The organism is Henriciella barbarensis (genome assembly GCF_003576345.1).
In the GTDB taxonomy this organism is placed as follows: Bacteria; Pseudomonadota; Alphaproteobacteria; order Caulobacterales; family Hyphomonadaceae; genus Henriciella; species Henriciella barbarensis.
In genome coordinates this window covers 1-18,655 of the sequence record NZ_QWGB01000004.1, presented here as the reverse complement: position 1 = coordinate 18,655, position 18,655 = coordinate 1, and the positions used below count along the sequence as shown (strand labels likewise).

The window sequence follows — 18,655 nt, the reverse complement described above, 5'->3', positions numbered from 1 at the left end:
CAGCCCCTCCAGCTTAAATCAAGCCTTGCCGCCCTGATGGCGGGGAACGCCTCACCCCCCCGTGCGTCATTGCAGCATGAGCGACATGGACACCTCCCGCCCCGTTTCGGGCACCCTCGCCCGGATCGGCCTTGGCGCACGTGCCATCGTCTATTTCGCCGTCTGCTTCCTGCTTCTCAGGGCCGCCTTCACAAGTGAAGCGGATGACGGTGCCACGCCGGGGGAGGCCTTTCGGATGATTGAGGCGACGACAGGCGGCCGCATTCTTCTGGTCGCCCTCGCAGGGGGACTTTTTCTATATGCCCTCTGGCGCTACCAGCAGGCCGCCCTCGACACCGACGATCAAGGCAATGACGCAAAGGGCTTGCTGGCCCGGCTTGGCATGTTTTCTTCGGGAACGAGCTACGCTCTCGTCGGCTTTGCTGCTGGCGCTGTGGCATTCGATGCGGATGATGGCGGCGGCGGCGGCAAGACGGAGGAGACCGCCAAATGGCTCATGGAACAGCCCTTTGGTCCGTGGTTCGTCGGCCTTTCTGGTCTCGCGTTGATTGGTATCGGCATCGCGCAGGTCTGGCGCACGCAGTCAGATCAATGGAAAAAAAGCCTGGACCTGTCAGGCTGGCCTCAACGCGCCAAGCCAGTGATTGAGTTCGGTATAGCCGGACGTGGCGTCCTTTTTGGTCTGATCGGACTTTTCCTGATCGTCGGCGCCTACAATGCAGACTCATCGGACGTTAAGGGCCTCGCCGGGACGCTTGGCTGGATCCGCACACAGCCCTTCGGCCTTACCCTTTTCATCGTAGCAAGCGTCGCTATCGGCGCCTACGGTATCTATTCAGGCGTACAGTCGATGCGGCACCGCTTTCCGGGCGACTGATCGCTTTACGGCTTATCCAACCGTCACAAAGAAAAATGCCGCCCAGATTTCTGGGCGGCATTCTTGTATCTATTCAGTTTTTAAACTGGCTGAAACCTAGTGCTTCACGTTCCGCCAGATGCGGTGGAACGAGAACCAAAGCAGCACAGCGAAGATCAGGAGGTAGATCATCACAGCAAGACCGGTGGACTTGCGCTGGCTCTGCTTGGGCTCGCCTGCCCACTGAAGGAAATTCGCAATGTCGATCGACATCTGCTCAACGGTCGCCTCGGTACCGTCCAGATAGGACACACGGCCGTCGGAAAGCTGGGGTGGCATCGCAAGGAAACCGCCCGGAGGCGTCTTGCGTGGGTCACCGCGCCATTGTGCAGACACGTCGCCTGCCATGTACGGATTATAGTACTGGCCAACAGGCTGAACGAGCTCACCCTTGTACTTGCTGAAGTCGTAGTGCGAGGAGTCGATTTCGGAAACTTTCAGAACCGTTTCGCTCGTCGGGCCGGCAGGTGCGGCAGCCTCTGCCGATTCCATTTCGCCGCCATCAACAGCTTCAGCGCCTTCGCCTTCTGCTTCGGCCTCGGACTCCGCAGCTGGCGTTTCTTCCGCGGGAATTTCGCGCGTCGAGAAGACGTCTTCAGACGGATAACCGGAAATCAGGCTGTAGATATAGCTGGCGCCGCCATGACGGGCTTTCGTGATTACCGAAAGGTCAGGCGGAAGTGCGCCGCCATTGGCCGCGCGCGCCGCCGCATCATTCGGATAGGGCGACTTGAACGGGTCAGAGGTACGCGCCGGGCGGAAGTCATAGTCACCGACATCATTCGGCTCGGTGCTCAGGATCTCGTCCTGGGCTGCGAACGACTTCACCAGCGGGTTGTTGTTCGCGTTCGGATATTCCGGATCGTAGAACGGGCCGCCTGGCTCACCAAGGTTACGGTAGCTGAGCAGGCGCATCGAATGGCAAGCCGCGCAGACTTCGCGGTAGACCTGATAGCCGCGCTGAACGCTGGCCATGTCAAGTTCACCGACCGGGCCTTCGAATGCCCAGCCACCTTCAGGCTCGTGTGCGTGCAGCGAACCACCAGCGGCTTGGGCCGTCGCAGCGATCGCAGCCGCACCGAGACCAGCAGAGATAAAACGCAGGAATTTCATGTGCTTTGACCTCTTATTCGGCAGGGGCCGGGGCAGCGCGGTCATGACCGAGAACTGCCTTGTGGATTGAAGCAGGCTCATCCTTTGGATTCTCGCGCAGGCCGAGAAGCGGGAGGATCACCAGGAAGTAGGCGAAATAGTACAGCGTCAGCAGCTGTGCGAGGTGCACGAAGCGGAACGCTGCGGCTTTCTCGACGGCGATACTCGCCTCGACGCCTTCGCTCATCTTCTGATCGCGGAAGGTCGAAGCAGCGGCATACTCTTCATAGGTCTGCGTCGCTTCATTGCCGTTCGCGTCGGTGTAGCTGACCACCAGCTTGTCAGAGCCCATCGGAATGATCGGATCATCCGGGTTCGCAGCACCGCACCAGCCAAGCAGAAGGCTTGCAACAACGAAGCCGAAGAAGAACTGACGGGCAACCGGACGGTAGCGCATCGACTTCACTTTCGACGTGTCGAGCCATGGCAGGAAGAAGAGCACTGCAATCGCACCGAACATCGCGATGACACCGAGAAGCTTGGCATCGATCGGGCCGATATTGAAGGTGATAGCGCGCAGGATGGCGTAGAATGGCAGCAGATACCATTCAGGCACGATGTGTGCTGGCGTCACCAGGGGGTCGGCTTCGATATAGTTGTCGGCGTGGCCGAGAACGTTCGGCATGTAGAAGACGAAGGCGGCGAAGATGATCAGGAAGACCACGATCGCGAAACCGTCTTTCACCGTGTAGTAAGGGTGGAACGGGACAGTGTCCTGCTTCAGGCCTTCCTTGTCCTTGCGGGCTTCAACACCGGTCGGGTTGTTGTTGCCCGGCACGTGCAGGGCCCAGATGTGAAGGATCACAACACCGGCGATCATGAATGGCAGCAGGTAGTGCAGCGAGAAGAAGCGCTGCAGCGTCTGGTTACCGATCGACGGCCCGCCCATCAGCCAGGCCTTGATGCTGTCGCCGACGACCGGGACGGCACCAATGAGACCGGTGATCACGTTTGCACCGTGATAGGACATCTGGCCCCATGGCAGCACATAACCGAGGAACGCCGTGCCCATCATGAGCAGGAAGATCACAACGCCGAGGATCCAGAGGACCTCGCGCGGGGCCTTGTAGGACCCGTAATAGAGGCCGCGGAACATGTGAATGTAAACCGCGAGGAAGAACATCGAGGCGCCATTCGAGTGAATGTAGCGGATCAGCCAGCCATAGGGCACGTCGCGCATGATCCGCTCAACCGACGCAAAGGCGCCGTCGACGGTTGCGGTATAGTGCATGGCCAGAACCACACCGGTCAGAATCTGCGTCATCAGGCAGACGGCAAGGATGCCACCGAATGTGTACCAGTAGTTCAGGTTCTTTGGCGTCGGGAAGTCGACGAAGCTGTCATAGGCCAGCCGGACAACCGGCAGGCGCGAATCGAGCCATTTCGTGAAGCCGGTCTTCGGCTCGTATGTAGAGGCATGTCCGCTCATGGCTGTGTTACGTCCTCTTCCTTAAAGCGAAATGTTAATCACGGCCGGGCTGACCCAGTTATAGTCCGGAACCGGAAGGTTCGACGGAGCGGGCCCGCGGCGGATACGGCCGGAGGTGTCATAGTGCGAGCCGTGGCAGGGGCAGTACCAGCCACCGAAGTCACCCGTATTGCCCTGGGCTGGACCAACCGGCACGCAACCAAGGTGCGTACAGCTGCCCGAGGTCACCAGGATTGCCCGGTTGTATTCGCCGCTCTGCATCGGAACGAGGCGCTCTTCATCGCTCTGCGGGTCCGGCAGGGCCGAAAGCTCGACATTCTGAGCTGAGCGGATCTCTGCTGAGGTGCGGTGACGGATAAAGAAAGGCTGGCCGCCAATCAGGACCCGGATTTCACCGCCGACCGGCACTTTCGAAACGTCAACATCGAGGCTCGATGCCGCTTTCGTGTCACTGGCCGCATTCATCTGGTCGACGAACACATATGCCAGCGCACCTGCGCCTGCGACCGCTGTCGCTGCCGTAGCAATGTGGATAAAATCGCGACGATCTTCATCGACCGTCTCGTGTGGTTTGGTTTGCGCGTCGCTCACTCTTCCAGTCCTCTGACCAAGGATTTCTCCGAGAGAAATACATCATAAGTGGGGAAAATCATTGCGGCGCAACGCCGCGAAATGCACCTCCCCGCATATATCTGCGCTGCGGTTAGCGCGAGCGCGCAGGGTTTGCAAGGCGCGCATGTGCGTCATCGCGTGCGACGCAGCGGCGCGGGTGGGCCGTCAAAACTGTAGTGTGTCAATGAAGCCGGGCAAATGGCGGTTTGCTGACTGGCGCACGTGTACTATGGCCTGCTGGCAAAGAAGGTGAGCATGACCGAAAAAGACCTCGAATCACAAAAGACCCTCGCTCGAACCTGGTTTGAGACCCTTCAGGGCGAAATCATCGACAGCTTCGAGGCCATCGAAGCCGAAGCCGAACCGCCGCATTATACTGGCCCCGCCGGCACTTTTGTGCGCACGCCGTGGACGCGCGGCGATGGCACTCAAGACCTCGGCGGTGGCACCATGGCCATCATGAAGGGCAAGGTCTTCGAAAAGGTCGGCGTGCACGTCTCATGCGTCTATGGAGACTTCTCCGAAGCGTTCCGCGCTCAGATCCCCGGCGCCGATAAGTCAGGCGGCCGCTTCTGGGCATCCGGCATCTCGCTGATCGCCCATCTCCGCAATCCGCGTGTACCGGCGGTCCATATGAATACCCGCATGCTCGTGACCAGTGAGAGCTGGTTTGGCGGCGGGGCAGACCTCACACCTCTGCTCACCTATCAGCGCGAGCCTGACTATCCCGATACGGTCGACTTCCACGCCGCCATGAAAGAGGCCTGCGACCGTCACGACGAAAGCTTCTATCCGCGTATGAAGCAACAGTGCGACGAGTACTTCCACCTCGCCCACCGCAATGAGCCACGCGGCACAGGCGGCATCTTCTATGATCGCCACAATACCGGCGACTGGGACGCGGACTTTGCCTTCACACAGGATGTCGGCCGCGCCTTCCGCGACATCTACCCCACCCTTGTGCGTCGCCGCATGAACGAAAGCTGGACCAGCGATGAGCGCGAGGAACAGCTCATCCGGCGCGGGCGCTATGTGGAGTTCAACCTGCTCTATGACCGCGGCACCACGTTCGGGCTCAAGACTGGCGGCAATGTCAACTCGATCCTGTCGTCCATGCCCCCTGTCGTAAAATGGCCGTGACCCGCCGCCAGTCCCCTGATATGACTGCGGAATGAGCGAGACGAGAAAGAACAGTCCCTGGCGGATCATCATCACCATCATCGCGCTGACGGCAGCCGTCGCAGCGCTTGGCGGTCTGGTGTCGAGCGGCAGCCAGAATCCTTGGTATGCTGCCCTTGACAAGGCGCCATACAATCCGCCTGACCGGGCCTTCGCCATCGTCTGGCCAATCCTCTATACGCTCATGGCGCTCGGCGCGATCATCGTGCGGCTGAAAGCAAAATCATTCGCCGCCGCCAGCGCCGCTTTCGGCATCTTCTTCACCCAGCTCGCCGTAAACCTCTCATGGAGCTGGATCTTCTTCGGCTTTCAGGCCCCGCTAATCGCGTTTATTATCATCGCAATCCTGCTCGTCCTGATCGTCCTGATGATCCGGGCCTTCAATCGCCACTCGATTATCGCAGGTATCCTGCAGGTCCCATATCTCGCCTGGGCCTGCTTTGCCGCCTATCTCAACGGCTTCATCGTCTACGCGAACTAGGCTTTCAGCCGCGCCAGCAGCACTTCGCGCTCTGGCTGGAAGTCCTCTCCCATCCACCATTCCTCTAGCGCGCGCAGTGCCTCGCCGATCTGTGGGCCTTCGAGGCCCGCCGCCAGCGCATCGTCGCCGCCGATCGGGAATTCCGGCCGCTTCCAGGCGCGGATCGCATAGAGGTGGTCGCGAACATTCTCGCCAGAGGTCAGCGCCCGGTCCACAACGGCCTGCTTGCCATGCCAATACAGCGTACGGCGCAGTTCGACCCCGTTCATGCCGGGGATCTTTGGCAAATTGTCCGCCGCCCACATGGTCAGCCGATCAGCCTCTGCATTTGAGAGACGCAGCCTTTTGGTCACCGCCATGACTGACGGCGCGCTACGATCTATCAGCGCCATCAGCCGCAGCATCGGGTCTGCCGCCACACCGGCCAGCGTCTCACTCACGCGAAGATCATGAAGCCCATCCAGCGTCTGACATTCCGGCAGCAGCAGCGCGAGCACGCCGCTCTCTTCCATCGCCATCACAGCCTGCGTCGGGTCCGGCGCCGCGAGCAGCTTGCGCAGTTCCTTCCAGATACGCTCCACCGCGATCTGGCGAAGCCCTTCCTTCTGGCGTTCGCAGGCGGCCTGGCCGTCGGCGTCAATCCCCGCGCCATACCATGCATTGAAGCGATAAAAGCGCAGGATCCGCAAATAGTCCTCGCGCAGGCGCTCATCGGCCTCCCCGATAAAGATGACGCGGCCCGCCTTGGCGTCTTCAATCCCGCCGCCAATCGGATCATAGAGACGGCCATCTGCATCCGCATAGAGCGCATTCAGCCTGAAGTCCCGCCGCCCGGCATCCTCTGCCCAGTCCTCGGTAAAGGCGACGACGGCGCGGCGACCATCTGTCTCAACGTCGCGGCGAAGGCTCGTAATCTCGAAAGGCTTGCTCTCTATGACGGCCGTGACCGTGCCATGCTCGATCCCTGTCGGAATGGCGCGTATGCCAGCCGCTTCCAGAGCCTCGACCACGGCCTGCGGCTCCAGCTGGGTGGCGATGTCGATATCGTCCACCTCGCGGCCCATGATGGAATTGCGCACGCAGCCGCCGACAAAGCGCGCGCAGTCGGCGCGCATAGCGTGCAAGGCGTCGATCACGGCGCGCGTTGTGGGCGCGTCGATCCAGTCAGTCTTGGCAAGTTCAGTCATTGCGGGGCAGTCATCCTGTCTTCCGCGTCATCGCGCGCTTCGGGGTCCAGCGGGCCGGGCGGTTCATTCGGTCCGGCAGGATCAGTGCCGCCGAGGCCAGACGCGCGGCCGCCAGGATCGCGACTCGCTGGCAGACCGAGTTCATCCCGTCGCTTTTCGCAAGGCACTTCTCTTGCCGCCACGATGCGCCCCGTCTCCGGGTCCGTATAGGAACGCTGGATGCACATGTCGCGGCCGCCCCGGTCCACGAAGATCAGGACAATCCAGGCAAGAACGGCCAGCCCAGCACCGGTCGCGAACAGAATGGTGACCGGCCATGGTTTGCGGCCTTCTTCAATGGCTTCCTGCCGTGCCAGCCGCCAGATGCCATAGGCAAGGAATGGCAGCAGGAACAGCACAAGCTGAAACATGATCCTGTAAGTCAAACCACTTCCTCCCCGGGTTCGTACAGCCGTTCATATAAAGCGCGTATGATCCCTGCCGTCACGCCCCAGATGCGGTGGCCCTCATAGGGCATCTCGTAATAGTGGCGCATTTGCCCCTTCCAGCTGGTCTTCTGACGTTGATGGTTCGCCGCCTTCATCAGAAAGGAGAGCGGCGTCTCGAATACACTGTCCACTTCGATCGGGTCTGGCCGCGCGACGAAACCTTCCGGCAGCACGCCAAGCACCGGCACGATGCGAAAACCTGTTCCCGTGATGTAAGGCGCGCCCCGCGCAATCAGCTTCACCTCATCCGGATTAACGCCGACTTCTTCTTCGGATTCGCGCAGCGCCGCCTCGATCTCGTCGGCATCGACCGGGTCGACCTTGCCGCCAGGAAAGGCGACCTGCCCCGGATGGGCCTTCATCGTCATTGGCCGATGCGTCAGCAGCGTGGTTGGCCCGCTCTCCCTTGGAATGATGGGCACCAGCACAGCCGCCCGGCGAATGTTCGCAATGCCGTCGGCGTCCAGGAATTCAATGTCGCCGCCTTCAGATAAGCGCTCCTCGCCCTCAACCGGGTCAAGGCGCAGGCGCGCGCGCGCCAGAAAATCATCCAGGTCGACGAAGGCCATTTGCTGATCAGTCTCCGGCCGGTCCGATGTCAAAGAACATCCCGTCAGACCAGACACCAAGTCGTCCTTCATCCTCGGGGGAGGTCACGGCCATCCCGGCAAGCTCATAGAAGACAGGTCGCGCCAGCTTGGCTTCAAGCCGCCCACGCACCAATAAATAGGGCGACGGCTCCAGCGTTTCCGGGTCGGTCTCAATCCGCAGCGGGTTGTCTGCGCCGGCGATCACCACATCGCCGACATTGGTCACGAAAGCCAGGGTCTGGTCTTCCCCTGCCTTACCAGCCCGGTCCACCCGCGTTGCGATGAAAGGAGCGTCCTCGACATGGACGACGACTTTCTCATAGGGCGTAACCAACCAGAATGAGCCATCCTCATCCCGGCGCAATATGGTCGAAAACAGCTTCACCAGCTTTTGGCGATTGATTCGCCCGCCTTCGTGCCACCAGCTGCCATCGGCACGGATTTCCATGTCGATATCGGCCGACCGCTCCGGTGACCACTGCTCGACGGGCGGCAGTTTGCGCCCGCTCGGGTCAGGGGCGATCACTTTAAGCAGGTCGTTCAAGCTGATTGCAGTGTTTTCATTGGATTTCACGTCGCGCTCCGCCATCATTTTGCCTAGACGTAGGTCTGAACTGGGCCGGAGCAAAGACGGAGACCTCATGGCAGACGATAATGACGCGGTTGTACAAGAGGCAGAAGCCGCTGGCGAAACGCTGGAGAAGGTCAAAGCCGAGATCGCCAAAGCCGTCTTCGGTCAGGACCGTGTGATCGAGCTGGCGCTATCTGCAATCCTCGCAGGCGGCCACGCCCTGCTCATTGGTGCCCCCGGCCTTGCCAAGACCCGCCTCGTCGAAGCCATGGGCACCGCGCTTGGCATCAATTCACAGCGCATCCAGTTCACGCCAGACCTCATGCCGTCCGACATTCTCGGCTCCGAAGTGCTCGACGAAACGGCAGGCGGTGAGCGCAGCTTCCGCTTCATCAAGGGACCGATCTTCACCCAGCTCCTGATGGCGGACGAGATCAACCGCGCCTCCCCGCGCACTCAGTCTGCCCTCCTGCAATCCATGCAGGAACGCCATGTGACAATCGCGGGTGTGCGACATGACCTGCCAGCGCCATTCCATGTTCTGGCCACCCAGAACCCGATCGAGCAGGAAGGCACCTACCCGCTGCCCGAAGCCCAGCTTGACCGTTTCCTGCTCAAGATCGACGTCAGCTATCCCGACATTGATACCGAGCGTCAGATCCTCGTTGAAACAACCGGCCTTTCGGACGCGACCGTTCAGCCTGCCATCGACGGCGAGCAGCTCATGGCACTCCAGCGCCTCGTCCGCCAGATGCCTGTGGGCGAAAAAGTTCTGACCGCCATCCTCGCGACCGTTCGTGAAGCGCGCCCTGAGCAAAGCTCGGACGACCGCGTGCGCCGCTTTGTCGACTGGGGCCCGTCTCCCCGTGCGGGTCAGGCGCTCATGCTGGCCTGCCGTGCCCGCGCGCTGCTGCGCGGCCGCCTCGCACCATCACTCGAAGACGTCGAAGCGCTCGCAGAGCCATGCCTCGGCCACCGTATGGCGATGCGCTACGACCCAACCGGTCAGGCTCCAAGCATGCGTGACCTGATCGGTGACCTCGCCAGATCGTCGGGCTGACATGAAAGCTGCAACACGACAGCTGGTGCGACTGGCCGCGGGTCTTGCATTCGGCGCGGCCGCGCTCGCGGCGTGTGAGCGCGATCCCGGCATGCCCATACCTTCGGGGGATGCGCTGGCTGAATGCTATCGCATGATCGAACGGGCCGAACTGGCTCTCAATATAAACGGAACCGGCCTGTCCGCGTCGGACCGCCGGCTTGTGCGTGCTGAACTGGATACTGCCCGTGTGCGCGTTCTGCATGCCTGGTCAGCCCGCGAAGGGGTCGGCCTGTCGGTTGGCGCCATCGAAGACGAAACGGCAGAAGCCGAAAGCTTTCTGGTCGGCGTCAAAGCCGAAGCTGGCCTCAGCGATCAGGACCGCCTCAGCGAGCGGACCGACGCTGCCAGCCAACCTGCGCAGTGGCGCCGCAAGTTCGAAGCGGCGCTCGACTGCACTGATGAGGTTTCCGCGAATGAAGCCTGAGGCCCTCAGAGCAGAAGCGGAGGCGGTCATGCGCGCCCTGCCGGGCCTCAATCTTAAGGCACGCGCTGCTGATGCGGCCCATCTTGGCGCGGCGGGCCGAAAGCGCGCAGGTACAGGTGAGCAGTTCTGGCAATACCGCCACTACACCCAGGAAGACACCGCCCAGCGAATCGACTGGCGTCGGTCGGCGCGCGGTGACGACGTCTATGTCCGCGAAACAGAGCTCGAGACTGCCCGCACCATTTTCTTCTGGTGTGACCCCCAGGAAGGCTTCGACTGGAGCGGCACGCCGGAGCGCCGCACAAAGGCAGACACGGCCCGTATTCTGATGCTGGCTAATGGGCTCATGCTGTCCAGGGCGGGTGAGCGCATTGGCGTTCTCGGCAGCGCGCGCAAGGCAAGCTTTGGCAAGGCCGCCGCCGACAAGCTCGGCGAGGACCTGCTCGCCTCTGGCAACAATCAGTTTCCACCCCCGCCCCGCTCGCGCGCCATCTTTGCGCTCGCCAGCGATTTCTATGACCCCATCGATGTCTGGCGCGAAAGGCTCGCGCCGCTCGCCCGTGCCTCGAAGGAGGGCATCCTGATCGCGCTTAGCGACCCTATCGAGGAAACCTTTCCATGGCAGGGCCGCGTCCGGTTCAGCCGCCCGGGCACGCAGCTCTTTCGCCTCTTCGGCCGCGCCGAGACAATCCGCGAGAAATATCTTGAGCGGTTCGCGGCCCATGCCACCGCTATCGAAAACCTCGCGGCGAGTTTTGGCTGGCAATATGTCCGCCATTCGACTGGCGACGACATTACGTTTGGTGCCGCAGACCTGAAGCAGGCGTTTGAAACCTTCGGGGCGCGCCTATGAACCTCGGTCCATTTCTCTTCGGCGCACCGCTGGCACTTCTCGGCCTCATTGCCTTGCCTGTCATCTGGTATATCCTGCGCGCCACACCACCCGCCCCGCAGGAAGCGGCACTTCCGTCGCTTCGTCTTCTGGACGATGTCGAGCCCGAAGACGAAACCCCGGCCCGCACGCCATGGTGGATTCTCCTCCTGCGCCTTCTGGCTGCTGCCGCTGCCATCCTTGGTCTCTCGAACCCTATCTATGCACCGGGCGCGCAGCTCGGTAGCGAGGACGCCAGCCCTGTTCTGATCGTTATGGACAATGGCTGGACCAGCACGCCGCGCTGGGGTGAGCTTCAGTCTGCTGCTTCCAGCGCCCTCGATGGCGCGAGCAGAGATACGGCAGGCCACCTCCTTCTGACCGCCCCCCGCACACTCAATGCTGACCCGGCCGACCGCCTGACGCGGACCGACCTATCGGCCCGCATTGGGTCGCTCGACCCGGTCTCGTGGGGCACGGACCGCGAAGATGCGCTGGAGCGTCTCGAAGCCTCCGGCATCCAGCCAGCCCGCATTCTCTGGGCCAGTGACGGGCTAGGCGGTGACAACGCCCGCGCCTTCGCAGATGCCCTCGGCGAAATCGCCCCGCTCAGCATCTACGCCGCTGCCCCGCGTGGCCCCTTCGCTATTACCAGCCTCGCTTCCGCCGCCGATGGCGCAGCGGTTACAATCCAGCGAGTGGACACCTCCAACAGCGCGCAGACCTATGTTTCGGCCCTCACCCTCGATGGCGCAGCGCTCGCCACGGCGGAGGCTGACTTCGCCGCAGGCGAGGCAGAAGCCGTCGCCCGCTTCGATGTGCCGGCTGCTGCCCTCGCCCGCGTCGAACGCTTCGCCATTACCGGCGTGCAGGGCGCAGGCAGCGTCTGGCTCTGGGATTCGGCTGACCGCTCCCGCCGGGTCGGCCTAGTCTCCGGCGACTCGACCGCCCAGCCGCTGCTCTCCGACATGCACTATGTCCGTCAGGCGCTCGAACCCTTCGCTCACATCACGGACGGCTCCATCGAAGAGCTGATCGCTGCTGACCCTGACGCCATCATCATGACCGATATCGGCCAACTTGCGCCTGAGCTTGAACAGCGCATGGCCGAATGGGTCGAAGGAGGCGGCGCGCTGATCCGTTTTGCAGGCCCGCGTCTTGCCGCGCAGTCAGACAGCCTGGTGCCGACGCCGCTGCGCCGCTCGTCGCGCGCCATTGGCGGGGCGCTCACCTGGGAAGACCCGCAGAGCATCGGTAGCTACCCTGAAACCTCGCCCTTTGCGGGGCTTGCCTCCCCTGCCGACATCAAGATCCGCCAGCAGGTCCTCGCCCGCCCTGACCCGGAGCTTGCCAGCCGCACCTGGGCGCGCCTGCAGGACGGCTCACCGCTCGTCACAGGTGCCAGCCGCGGACAGGGCACGCTTGTCCTCTTCCATGTCACTGCGGGCCCTGATTGGTCCGACCTTCCCTATTCAGGCACTTTTGTCGAGATGCTGAGACGCGCCATTGCCGCTGGCCGCGGCGAAACCATGCAGGATGAGGAAGGCACCTATACGCCGGACGTGACGGTGAACGGCTATGGCCGCCTCACCAGCCCAGGCCCGAATGCCTCGCCCATCGCGGCGGCTGACCTCGCGGGCGCCATCCCGTCCGAAGCTCACCCGCCCGGCCTCTATCGCGGCCCCGGCGGCACGCGCGCCATCAATACTGCCGCCGCTGGCGTCCCCGCCCTCGTGACCAACTGGCCGACCAGCGCCACGCTGCTCGGCGACGCCGAAGCCCAGACAATCCGCCTTGGTGGCCTCCTTCTGGGTCTCGCAGGCCTACTCATCGCGATCGACCTTCTTGTCGCGCTGGCGCTCGCCGGACGCTTCCCGTCCCTCCGGCGCGGCGCCCACGCAGCCATCCTTATTGCAGGCGCGGCGACGCTCGCCCCCCTCGCCCAGCCGCCAGCCCATGCGCAGTTCGACGATATCGGCCCCAACCCCTACAGCTACGCCATCTCGCCCGGCTATCGCGGCACGGAGATCGAGCAGTCCGGCGAGATCGACAAGGCGATGGAAGCGCTGCTCGAAATGCGCCTCGCCTATATCGAGACCGGCGACAGCGAAGTTGACCGCGTCACCCGCGCGGGCCTTCGCGGCCTCTCCCTTACCCTCTTCCGCCGCACCTCGGTTGAGCCGGCAGAGCCGCACACTGTCGATCCTGAAACCGATGAGCTCGACGTCTACCCGATGATCGTGCTCGCCCTGCCGGACAATGCCACCCCGCTCAGCTCCCGCGCGGTGGAGCGTCTCAACGCCTATCTGCGCAATGGCGGCGCGCTCTTCATCGACACCCGCCGGGGCGGCAATGTCGCGAGCACGAACAGCTTCAGCGACCTCGACCGCGTCCTGCCCGGCCTCGACACCCCCCCGCTCCAGCCCGTCAGCCAGGAGCATGTGATGACGCGCAGCTTCTACCTGATCGACGGGTTTGCCGGGCGCTATCAAGGCCGCCAGCTCTGGATCGAATCCTCGGCAGGCGCGGCAAACCCTTCGGCCCGGCGCGGCGACGGCGTCTCCGGCCTCATCATCGGGGACGCCGACTATCTCGCCGCCTGGGCCATCGATGAGAGCGGCCGTCCCCTGCTCAGCGTCGATGGCGGCGACCGGGAGCGTGAAATGGCCCGCCGCTTTGGCGTGAACCTGATGATGTACGTGCTGACCGGCAATTATAAGGAAGATCAGGTCCACATCCCGGCCCTGCTTGAACGCCTCGGCGAAGGTGAAGACGGCAGCACGCCCGCCCCCGCAGGCCCGATGCGCGAACCCCCGCCCCGCCTTCCCGGCAGCACCGACCAGCCGGACATGCCCGACATTGAGGAATTGATCCGCCGCCAGCAGGAAAGCACGCCTGAATGACCGAAGCTGGCCGCATCTCGCTAGACCCGCTTCTCGGCTGGCCGCTGCTCTGGACGCTGCTTGCGCTCTGCCTGCTTGCCTATGGCGCCTATATCCGCTGGCGTGGCCGCGCCTGGCTGATGCGCGCAGCCGTGCTCACCGCGCTTGCCGCCGCCCTCGCCAACCCCGCCTATGTCCGCGAGGAACGAGACCCCCTCCCCTCCGTCGCCGCCATCGTCGTCGACCGCTCAGAGAGTATGAGCTTCGGTGACCGCGAAGCCATTGCCGACGCCGCCCTCGAAAAGCTGCGCGCCGACATGGACGCCGACACCTCGCTGGAGGTCCGCTTCGTTGAGACAGGCTCTGACGCCGACGGCACCAACCTGATCGCCTCCCTCGAAGGCCTGATGGCAGACGTCCCGCGCGACCGGATTGCCGGCACCGTCCTCGTCACCGACGGGCAGGTCCATGACGTGCCCGAAGACGCCGCCCGCCTCGAAGCGCTCGGCCCCATTCACAGCCTCATCACGGGCGACCCGGACAGCGGCGACCGGCGCATTTCGCTCGTTCGCGCGCCCGACTTCGGCATTGTGGGCGAGGACGCCGCCTTCGTCGTGCGCGTCGATGACCCTGTCAGCGCGCAGGCCACCGTCACCTATTCCATGAATGGCGGAGAGCCCGAAGAGATCACCGTCCAGACCGGCACCGATACCCCCCTCCCGGTGGAGATTGAGCGGCGCGGCGACAATATTCTCGTTGTCGAAACCCCGGCTGGCGAGCAGGAGCTGACCCTCGCCAATAACCGTACCGCCGCCACCCTGTCCGGCGTGCGTGATCGCCTCCGCGTCCTTCTCATCACCGGCAAGCCGAACGCCGCAGGCCGCGTCTGGCGCGACCTCCTGAAATCAGACCCCTCGGTTGACCTTGTCCACTTCACCATCCTGCGCCCGCCCTACAAGCAGGACGTGACCCCGCTCGAGGAAATGGCCCTCATCGCCTTCCCGACGGAAGAGCTGTTCGAGGGCAAGCTGAATGAGTTCGACCTCATCATCTTCGATCAGTATGAGCGGCGCACCGTCATCACCATGTCATACCTCGCCAACATGTCCCGCTATGTAGCCGATGGTGGCGCCCTCCTGATCGCGGCGGGCGAGGATTTCGCAGGCCCCGCCTCCCTCGCCAACACGCCGCTCTCTGCCGTCCTCCCGGCCCTGCCCACCGGCACCATCCAGGTCGGAAAGTTCAACCCGCAAATCTCTGAAACCGGCGCGCGCCACACCATCACAGAGACCCTCACCGGCCAGTCATGGGGCGACTGGGTGCGCTATATCGAGGCCGTGCCCGAAGTCGGCGATGTCCTGATGACGGCCCGCAATGGCGACCCGCTTCTGGTGGTCGACCGGGTCGGCGAAGGCCGCGTCGCGCAGATCCTCTCCGGCCAGATCTTCCTCTGGGCGCGCGGCTATGATGGCGGCGGCCCCTTCGCAGAGCTGATCCGCCGCACCGTCCACTGGCTGATGAAAGAGCCAGAGCTTGAAGAGCGCCAGCTCCTCCTCGAAGCGCAGGGCGACACGATGCGCGCGCGCCTGCGCACCCTGTCAGACACCGCCCCAACCCTGAGCGTCGAAACCCCGGACGGCGAAACCCTCAATCCCCGCTGGACCCGAACCGGCCCCGGCGAATTCACCGCAGAGCTCGCCATAGACCAGCTCGGCCTCTTCCGCGCAGAGGCTGGCGGCCTCGAAGCGGTGGCCTTGAACGGCCCCGCCAATCCAAAGGAATACGCCTCCCTCGAGGCAACTGGCGACGTGCTCGCCCCACTCTCGGCGGCGACAGGCGGCGGCGTCTATGAACTGACCCGCCCCGGCGCCAGCCTGCCGGACATCCGCCGCGTTAGCCAGAACGCCAACGCCGCTGGCGGCAACTGGCTGGGCCTCAAGGAACGCGGCGCCTACGCCGTCCGCAGCTCCACCAGCCTGCCGCTCCTGCCAGGGCTTCTGGCCGTGGCGCTCATTCTGGTGTTTCTGATTTTGGCTTGGAGACGTGAGGGGCAATAACCCAACCAATTCCCCTCTCCCTTGGGAGAGGGGGGCAGGGGTGAGGGGGAGCTAAGCTTGCAACGAAGTTCAGCGTCTCAGCGATGCACCGGGTAAGCGGCCACCACGCGAGCCAAGCACGCTGCCGAAGCCCCAATTCCTTCCCCTCTCCCGGTTTTCGGGAGAGGGGTCAGGGGTGAGGGGTGAGGGCAGCAACGTATAAGCTAGGTGAAACGCCTAAACCGCCTTGAGCTTCAGAGCCCTCATCCCCGCCCCGCATGGTGAACGAAGTCGAACCACGCCCGCCTCCAGGAGAGGGGAGATCACCGCCCGCAACGAACCACCACAAAACCCAACCCCGTCATCTCGCAAAAGCCGACAGGCGTTATCCGAGACCCAGCGTAGAAGGGGAATCGCTTCGTTTTAATTGACAAGTTTCAGCACGATCTCAAACCGACTATGCCTTCGAAGCAATATTCAATCGCGCGAGATTAACAGCATGACCAGAGACGAGCTTTTATAGGAATTTGACGCTTGCGTTAGACTTCACCGAGACTCTTTGTCGAGAGGTTGGCGTCCCAGCACGCCTTGGTACAAGGTCTCTCGAAATATCTCTGAAGATTTTGAACGATCTCTGCAGCGCAACGCTGATACCGCAAAACTTGATAACCAGTTTTATACTGTGTTGGGCGAAGGCAGCGCCATTAAACTAGAGAACGTGGCTGCTTCTCTGATAGATCGCGGCTTACAATTCCCTACCTCCCTAATAATCGATGACTTGATACGCATTTGTAGAGGTGGCCTGGTCAAGTGCGAGCAGATTACACTATTAGATGGTGTTAAGCTTGAAGACAGCTTCGCGCTTGCCGAAAATGTGGAATTGAAACGTACAACCGATCTGGAGAGAGATATTGTACTGGAAACTGTACTTGGACCGACACCATCATATTTAGTTAGCCACGACCCTCCAGAAGTCGCAATTGTTCTTAGTGGTGTAGTTGATCCAAAAATTGGACCCCCTCCCGATTATAAACGTCCCGGAACTAAGACCATTTCCGAAGGTGAGACACTTCAGAAATTTACAAAAACTCGGGAAAACATAATCGAATCCATAAGCTTATCTTCTATAAATAGGGCAAGAATTCGTGTGTCTTACGCAAAAGTTTTAAGCCCCGGCTGGGTTTCATCGGATATTGGCAGCAGTTCTGGTGACATATACCAAAGAGATTTTCCTAGGGAATGCGTAATAGACCCTGATAAAGTCTCACATATATATTCAAGACTTAGTAAATCTAAATTAGACATGAGTCTGGCAATTGAAAAGATTAGATTGAGCAGAAGGCGTCACTCGAGTGAGGAAAAACTTATAGATCTCGGCACATGCATGGAGATAATTTTCATGCACAGCGACTACTCTTCCAACGCCGAGATTACGAACAAGATTTCCAGTAGAGCGGCTTGGTTTTGACCCAGCCCCGTAATTTCCGGCCATGAATTTGCAGAGTCCTCGACACGAAGAGGATGACAGATGCGCAAATCACGATTTTCCGAAGAACAGATCATTGGGATGATCCGGGAGCACGAAGCTGGTGTGAAGACGGCCGATATCTGCCGCAAGTACGGCATCTCGGATGCGACCTTCTACAAGTACAAGGCGAAGTTCGGCGGCATGACGGTGTCGGACGCCCGGCGGTTGAAGACGCTGGAGGAGGAGAACTCGAAGCTGAAGCGCCTCCTGGCCGATGCCATGCTGGACAATGCCGCCCTGAAGGACCTGGCGACAAAAAACTTCTGACGCCCGATGCGAAGCGGAAGGCCGTGCACCACGTGATGGAAACGCATGGCCTGTCGGAGCGTCGGGCCTGCCTGCTGGCCGATCTCGATCGGTCCACCTTCCAGTATGAGAAACGCGATGGCGGTGACGAGAAGCTGCGCCAGAGGCTACGGGAGCTGGCTGGTGAACGCCGCCGGTTCGGCTATCGCAGGCTCGGCATCCTGCTGGACCGCGAGGGCCTCAGTGCCAATCACAAGAAGATCTACCGCATCTATGCCGAGGAGGGGTTGGCCGTGAAACGACGACGCGGGCGAAAGCGGGCGACAGGCACGCGTTCGCCCATGCTCCTGCCGGAACAGGCGAATGAGCGATGGAGCCTGGACTTCGTGTCGGATGCCCTCAGCGATGGCCGCCGGTTCCGCACGCTCTGTGTTGTCGACGACTTCTCCCGGGAAGCCCTGGCTGTGGTCGTCGATGTCTCCTTGTCCGGCGTGCGGGTCGCGAGGGAGCTGTCCCGCCTCATCGCCCAGCGGGGCGCTCCGAAGATGATCGTCTCCGACAATGGCACTGAGCTCACCAGTCATGCGATCCTGAAATGGGTCCGCGAGGTCGGCATCGAGTGGCATTACATCGCGCCGGGAAAGCCGACACAGAATGCCTTCGTCGAAAGCTTCAACGGCCGGCTGCGCGACGAGTGCCTGAACGAGCATCTCTTCGACAGTCTCGGTGACGCCCGGCGCATCATCGAAGCCTGGCGGATCGATTACAACACGACACGGCCGCACACCGCACTCGGCGGACTTGCTCCGTTGACCTATGCCGCTCAGCACCGCAGACACCGGCCCGGCTCGCTTGAGCGTCGCGGTGGCTCCGCTCGCCGGGCCTTGACCTCAAACCAACCAACAGAAAGAAAGGCGAACAGACTCTCCGAATGAACGGCCCGGATCACGGGGCTGGGTCA

The 18,655-nt window shown here is 62.1% G+C and carries 17 protein-coding genes; 10 read left to right on the top strand and 7 right to left on the bottom strand.

Annotated elements, in window-relative coordinates; genetic code table 11:
- Window positions 1–76: 76 nt before the first annotated feature.
- Window positions 77–877 (top strand): DUF1206 domain-containing protein, encoded by an 801-nt coding sequence (locus D1224_RS01335; protein ID WP_119378145.1) that lies wholly within the window; start codon window positions 77–79, stop codon window positions 875–877.
- A gap of 96 nt (window positions 878–973) precedes the next feature.
- On the opposite strand, the gene D1224_RS01330 is transcribed toward D1224_RS01335, so the two are convergent.
- From D1224_RS01330 to petA, 3 genes are read right to left on the bottom strand one after another with little or no spacing between them, the layout of a single operon-like run.
- A complete protein-coding gene (locus D1224_RS01330; RefSeq protein WP_233350343.1) occupies window positions 974–2,029 on the bottom strand; it encodes a cytochrome c1 in 1,056 nt (351 codons plus the stop codon).
- 13 nt (window positions 2,030–2,042) lie between these two features.
- On the bottom strand, window positions 2,043–3,497 hold the full coding sequence (locus D1224_RS01325; protein WP_119378143.1) for a cytochrome b: 1,455 nt from the start codon (window positions 3,495–3,497) through the stop codon (window positions 2,043–2,045).
- Between the two features lie 21 nt (window positions 3,498–3,518).
- Entirely contained in the window at window positions 3,519–4,088 is a 570-nt protein-coding gene (gene petA / locus D1224_RS01320; protein WP_119378142.1) for a ubiquinol-cytochrome c reductase iron-sulfur subunit, read from the bottom strand.
- A 276-nt stretch (window positions 4,089–4,364) separates the two neighbouring features.
- Between petA and hemF the strand changes: the two genes are divergently transcribed.
- On the top strand, window positions 4,365–5,249 hold the full coding sequence (gene hemF / locus D1224_RS01315; RefSeq protein ID WP_119378415.1) for an oxygen-dependent coproporphyrinogen oxidase: 885 nt from the start codon (window positions 4,365–4,367) through the stop codon (window positions 5,247–5,249).
- Window positions 5,250–5,280: 31 nt separating this feature from the next.
- The gene (locus tag D1224_RS01310) at window positions 5,281–5,769 is read left to right on the top strand and encodes a TspO/MBR family protein (RefSeq protein ID WP_119378141.1); all 489 of its coding nucleotides are present in this window, start codon (window positions 5,281–5,283) and stop codon (window positions 5,767–5,769) included.
- Here the strand turns inward: D1224_RS01310 and D1224_RS01305 are convergent.
- The 4 genes from D1224_RS01305 to D1224_RS01290 are packed head-to-tail and all read right to left on the bottom strand — an operon-like array spanning window position 5,766 to window position 8,608.
- The gene (locus D1224_RS01305; protein WP_119378140.1) at window positions 5,766–6,956 is read right to left on the bottom strand and encodes a CCA tRNA nucleotidyltransferase; all 1,191 of its coding nucleotides are present in this window, start codon (window positions 6,954–6,956) and stop codon (window positions 5,766–5,768) included. The genes D1224_RS01310 and D1224_RS01305 overlap by 4 nt on opposite strands.
- The gene (locus D1224_RS01300; protein WP_119378139.1) at window positions 6,953–7,366 is read right to left on the bottom strand and encodes a hypothetical protein; all 414 of its coding nucleotides are present in this window, start codon (window positions 7,364–7,366) and stop codon (window positions 6,953–6,955) included. Before D1224_RS01300 ends, D1224_RS01305 begins: the two co-directional genes overlap by 4 nt.
- An 11-nt stretch (window positions 7,367–7,377) precedes the next feature.
- Complete coding sequence (locus tag D1224_RS01295; RefSeq protein ID WP_119378138.1) at window positions 7,378–8,013, bottom strand: CoA pyrophosphatase; 636 nt, start codon at window positions 8,011–8,013, stop codon at window positions 7,378–7,380.
- A 7-nt stretch (window positions 8,014–8,020) separates the two neighbouring features.
- Window positions 8,021–8,608 (bottom strand): DUF1285 domain-containing protein, encoded by a 588-nt coding sequence (locus D1224_RS01290; protein ID WP_233350342.1) that lies wholly within the window; start codon window positions 8,606–8,608, stop codon window positions 8,021–8,023.
- Between the two features lie 67 nt (window positions 8,609–8,675).
- Between D1224_RS01290 and D1224_RS01285 the strand changes: the two genes are divergently transcribed.
- The 7 genes from D1224_RS01285 (at window position 8,676) to D1224_RS01260 (ending at window position 18,629) form a co-directional block, all read left to right on the top strand.
- The gene (locus D1224_RS01285) at window positions 8,676–9,665 is read left to right on the top strand and encodes an AAA family ATPase (RefSeq protein WP_119378136.1); all 990 of its coding nucleotides are present in this window, start codon (window positions 8,676–8,678) and stop codon (window positions 9,663–9,665) included.
- A gap of 1 nt (window position 9,666) precedes the next feature.
- Window positions 9,667–10,131, top strand: coding sequence for a hypothetical protein (locus D1224_RS01280; RefSeq protein ID WP_119378135.1), 465 nt, complete (start codon window positions 9,667–9,669; stop codon window positions 10,129–10,131).
- Complete coding sequence (locus D1224_RS01275; protein ID WP_119378134.1) at window positions 10,121–10,984, top strand: DUF58 domain-containing protein; 864 nt, start codon at window positions 10,121–10,123, stop codon at window positions 10,982–10,984. Before D1224_RS01280 ends, D1224_RS01275 begins: the two co-directional genes overlap by 11 nt.
- Window positions 10,981–13,905: a DUF4159 domain-containing protein gene (locus D1224_RS01270; protein WP_119378133.1), complete on the top strand. Its 2,925-nt coding sequence runs from the start codon at window positions 10,981–10,983 to the stop codon at window positions 13,903–13,905. The genes D1224_RS01275 and D1224_RS01270 overlap by 4 nt, the downstream gene beginning before the upstream one ends.
- Window positions 13,902–15,941, top strand: a complete 2,040-nt coding sequence (locus D1224_RS01265; protein ID WP_119378132.1) for a DUF7408 domain-containing protein — start codon at window positions 13,902–13,904, stop codon at window positions 15,939–15,941. Before D1224_RS01270 ends, D1224_RS01265 begins: the two co-directional genes overlap by 4 nt.
- 859 nt (window positions 15,942–16,800) lie before the next feature.
- The gene (locus D1224_RS16305; RefSeq protein WP_147372299.1) at window positions 16,801–17,388 is read left to right on the top strand and encodes a hypothetical protein; all 588 of its coding nucleotides are present in this window, start codon (window positions 16,801–16,803) and stop codon (window positions 17,386–17,388) included.
- Window positions 17,389–17,448: 60 nt separating this feature from the next.
- A protein-coding gene (locus D1224_RS01260; protein WP_119377970.1) for an IS3 family transposase occupies window positions 17,449–18,629 on the top strand; the annotation gives its coding sequence in 2 pieces (ribosomal slippage) (window positions 17,449–17,698 and window positions 17,698–18,629; 1,182 coding nt in all).
- The last annotated feature ends 26 nt before the right edge of the window (window positions 18,630–18,655 follow it).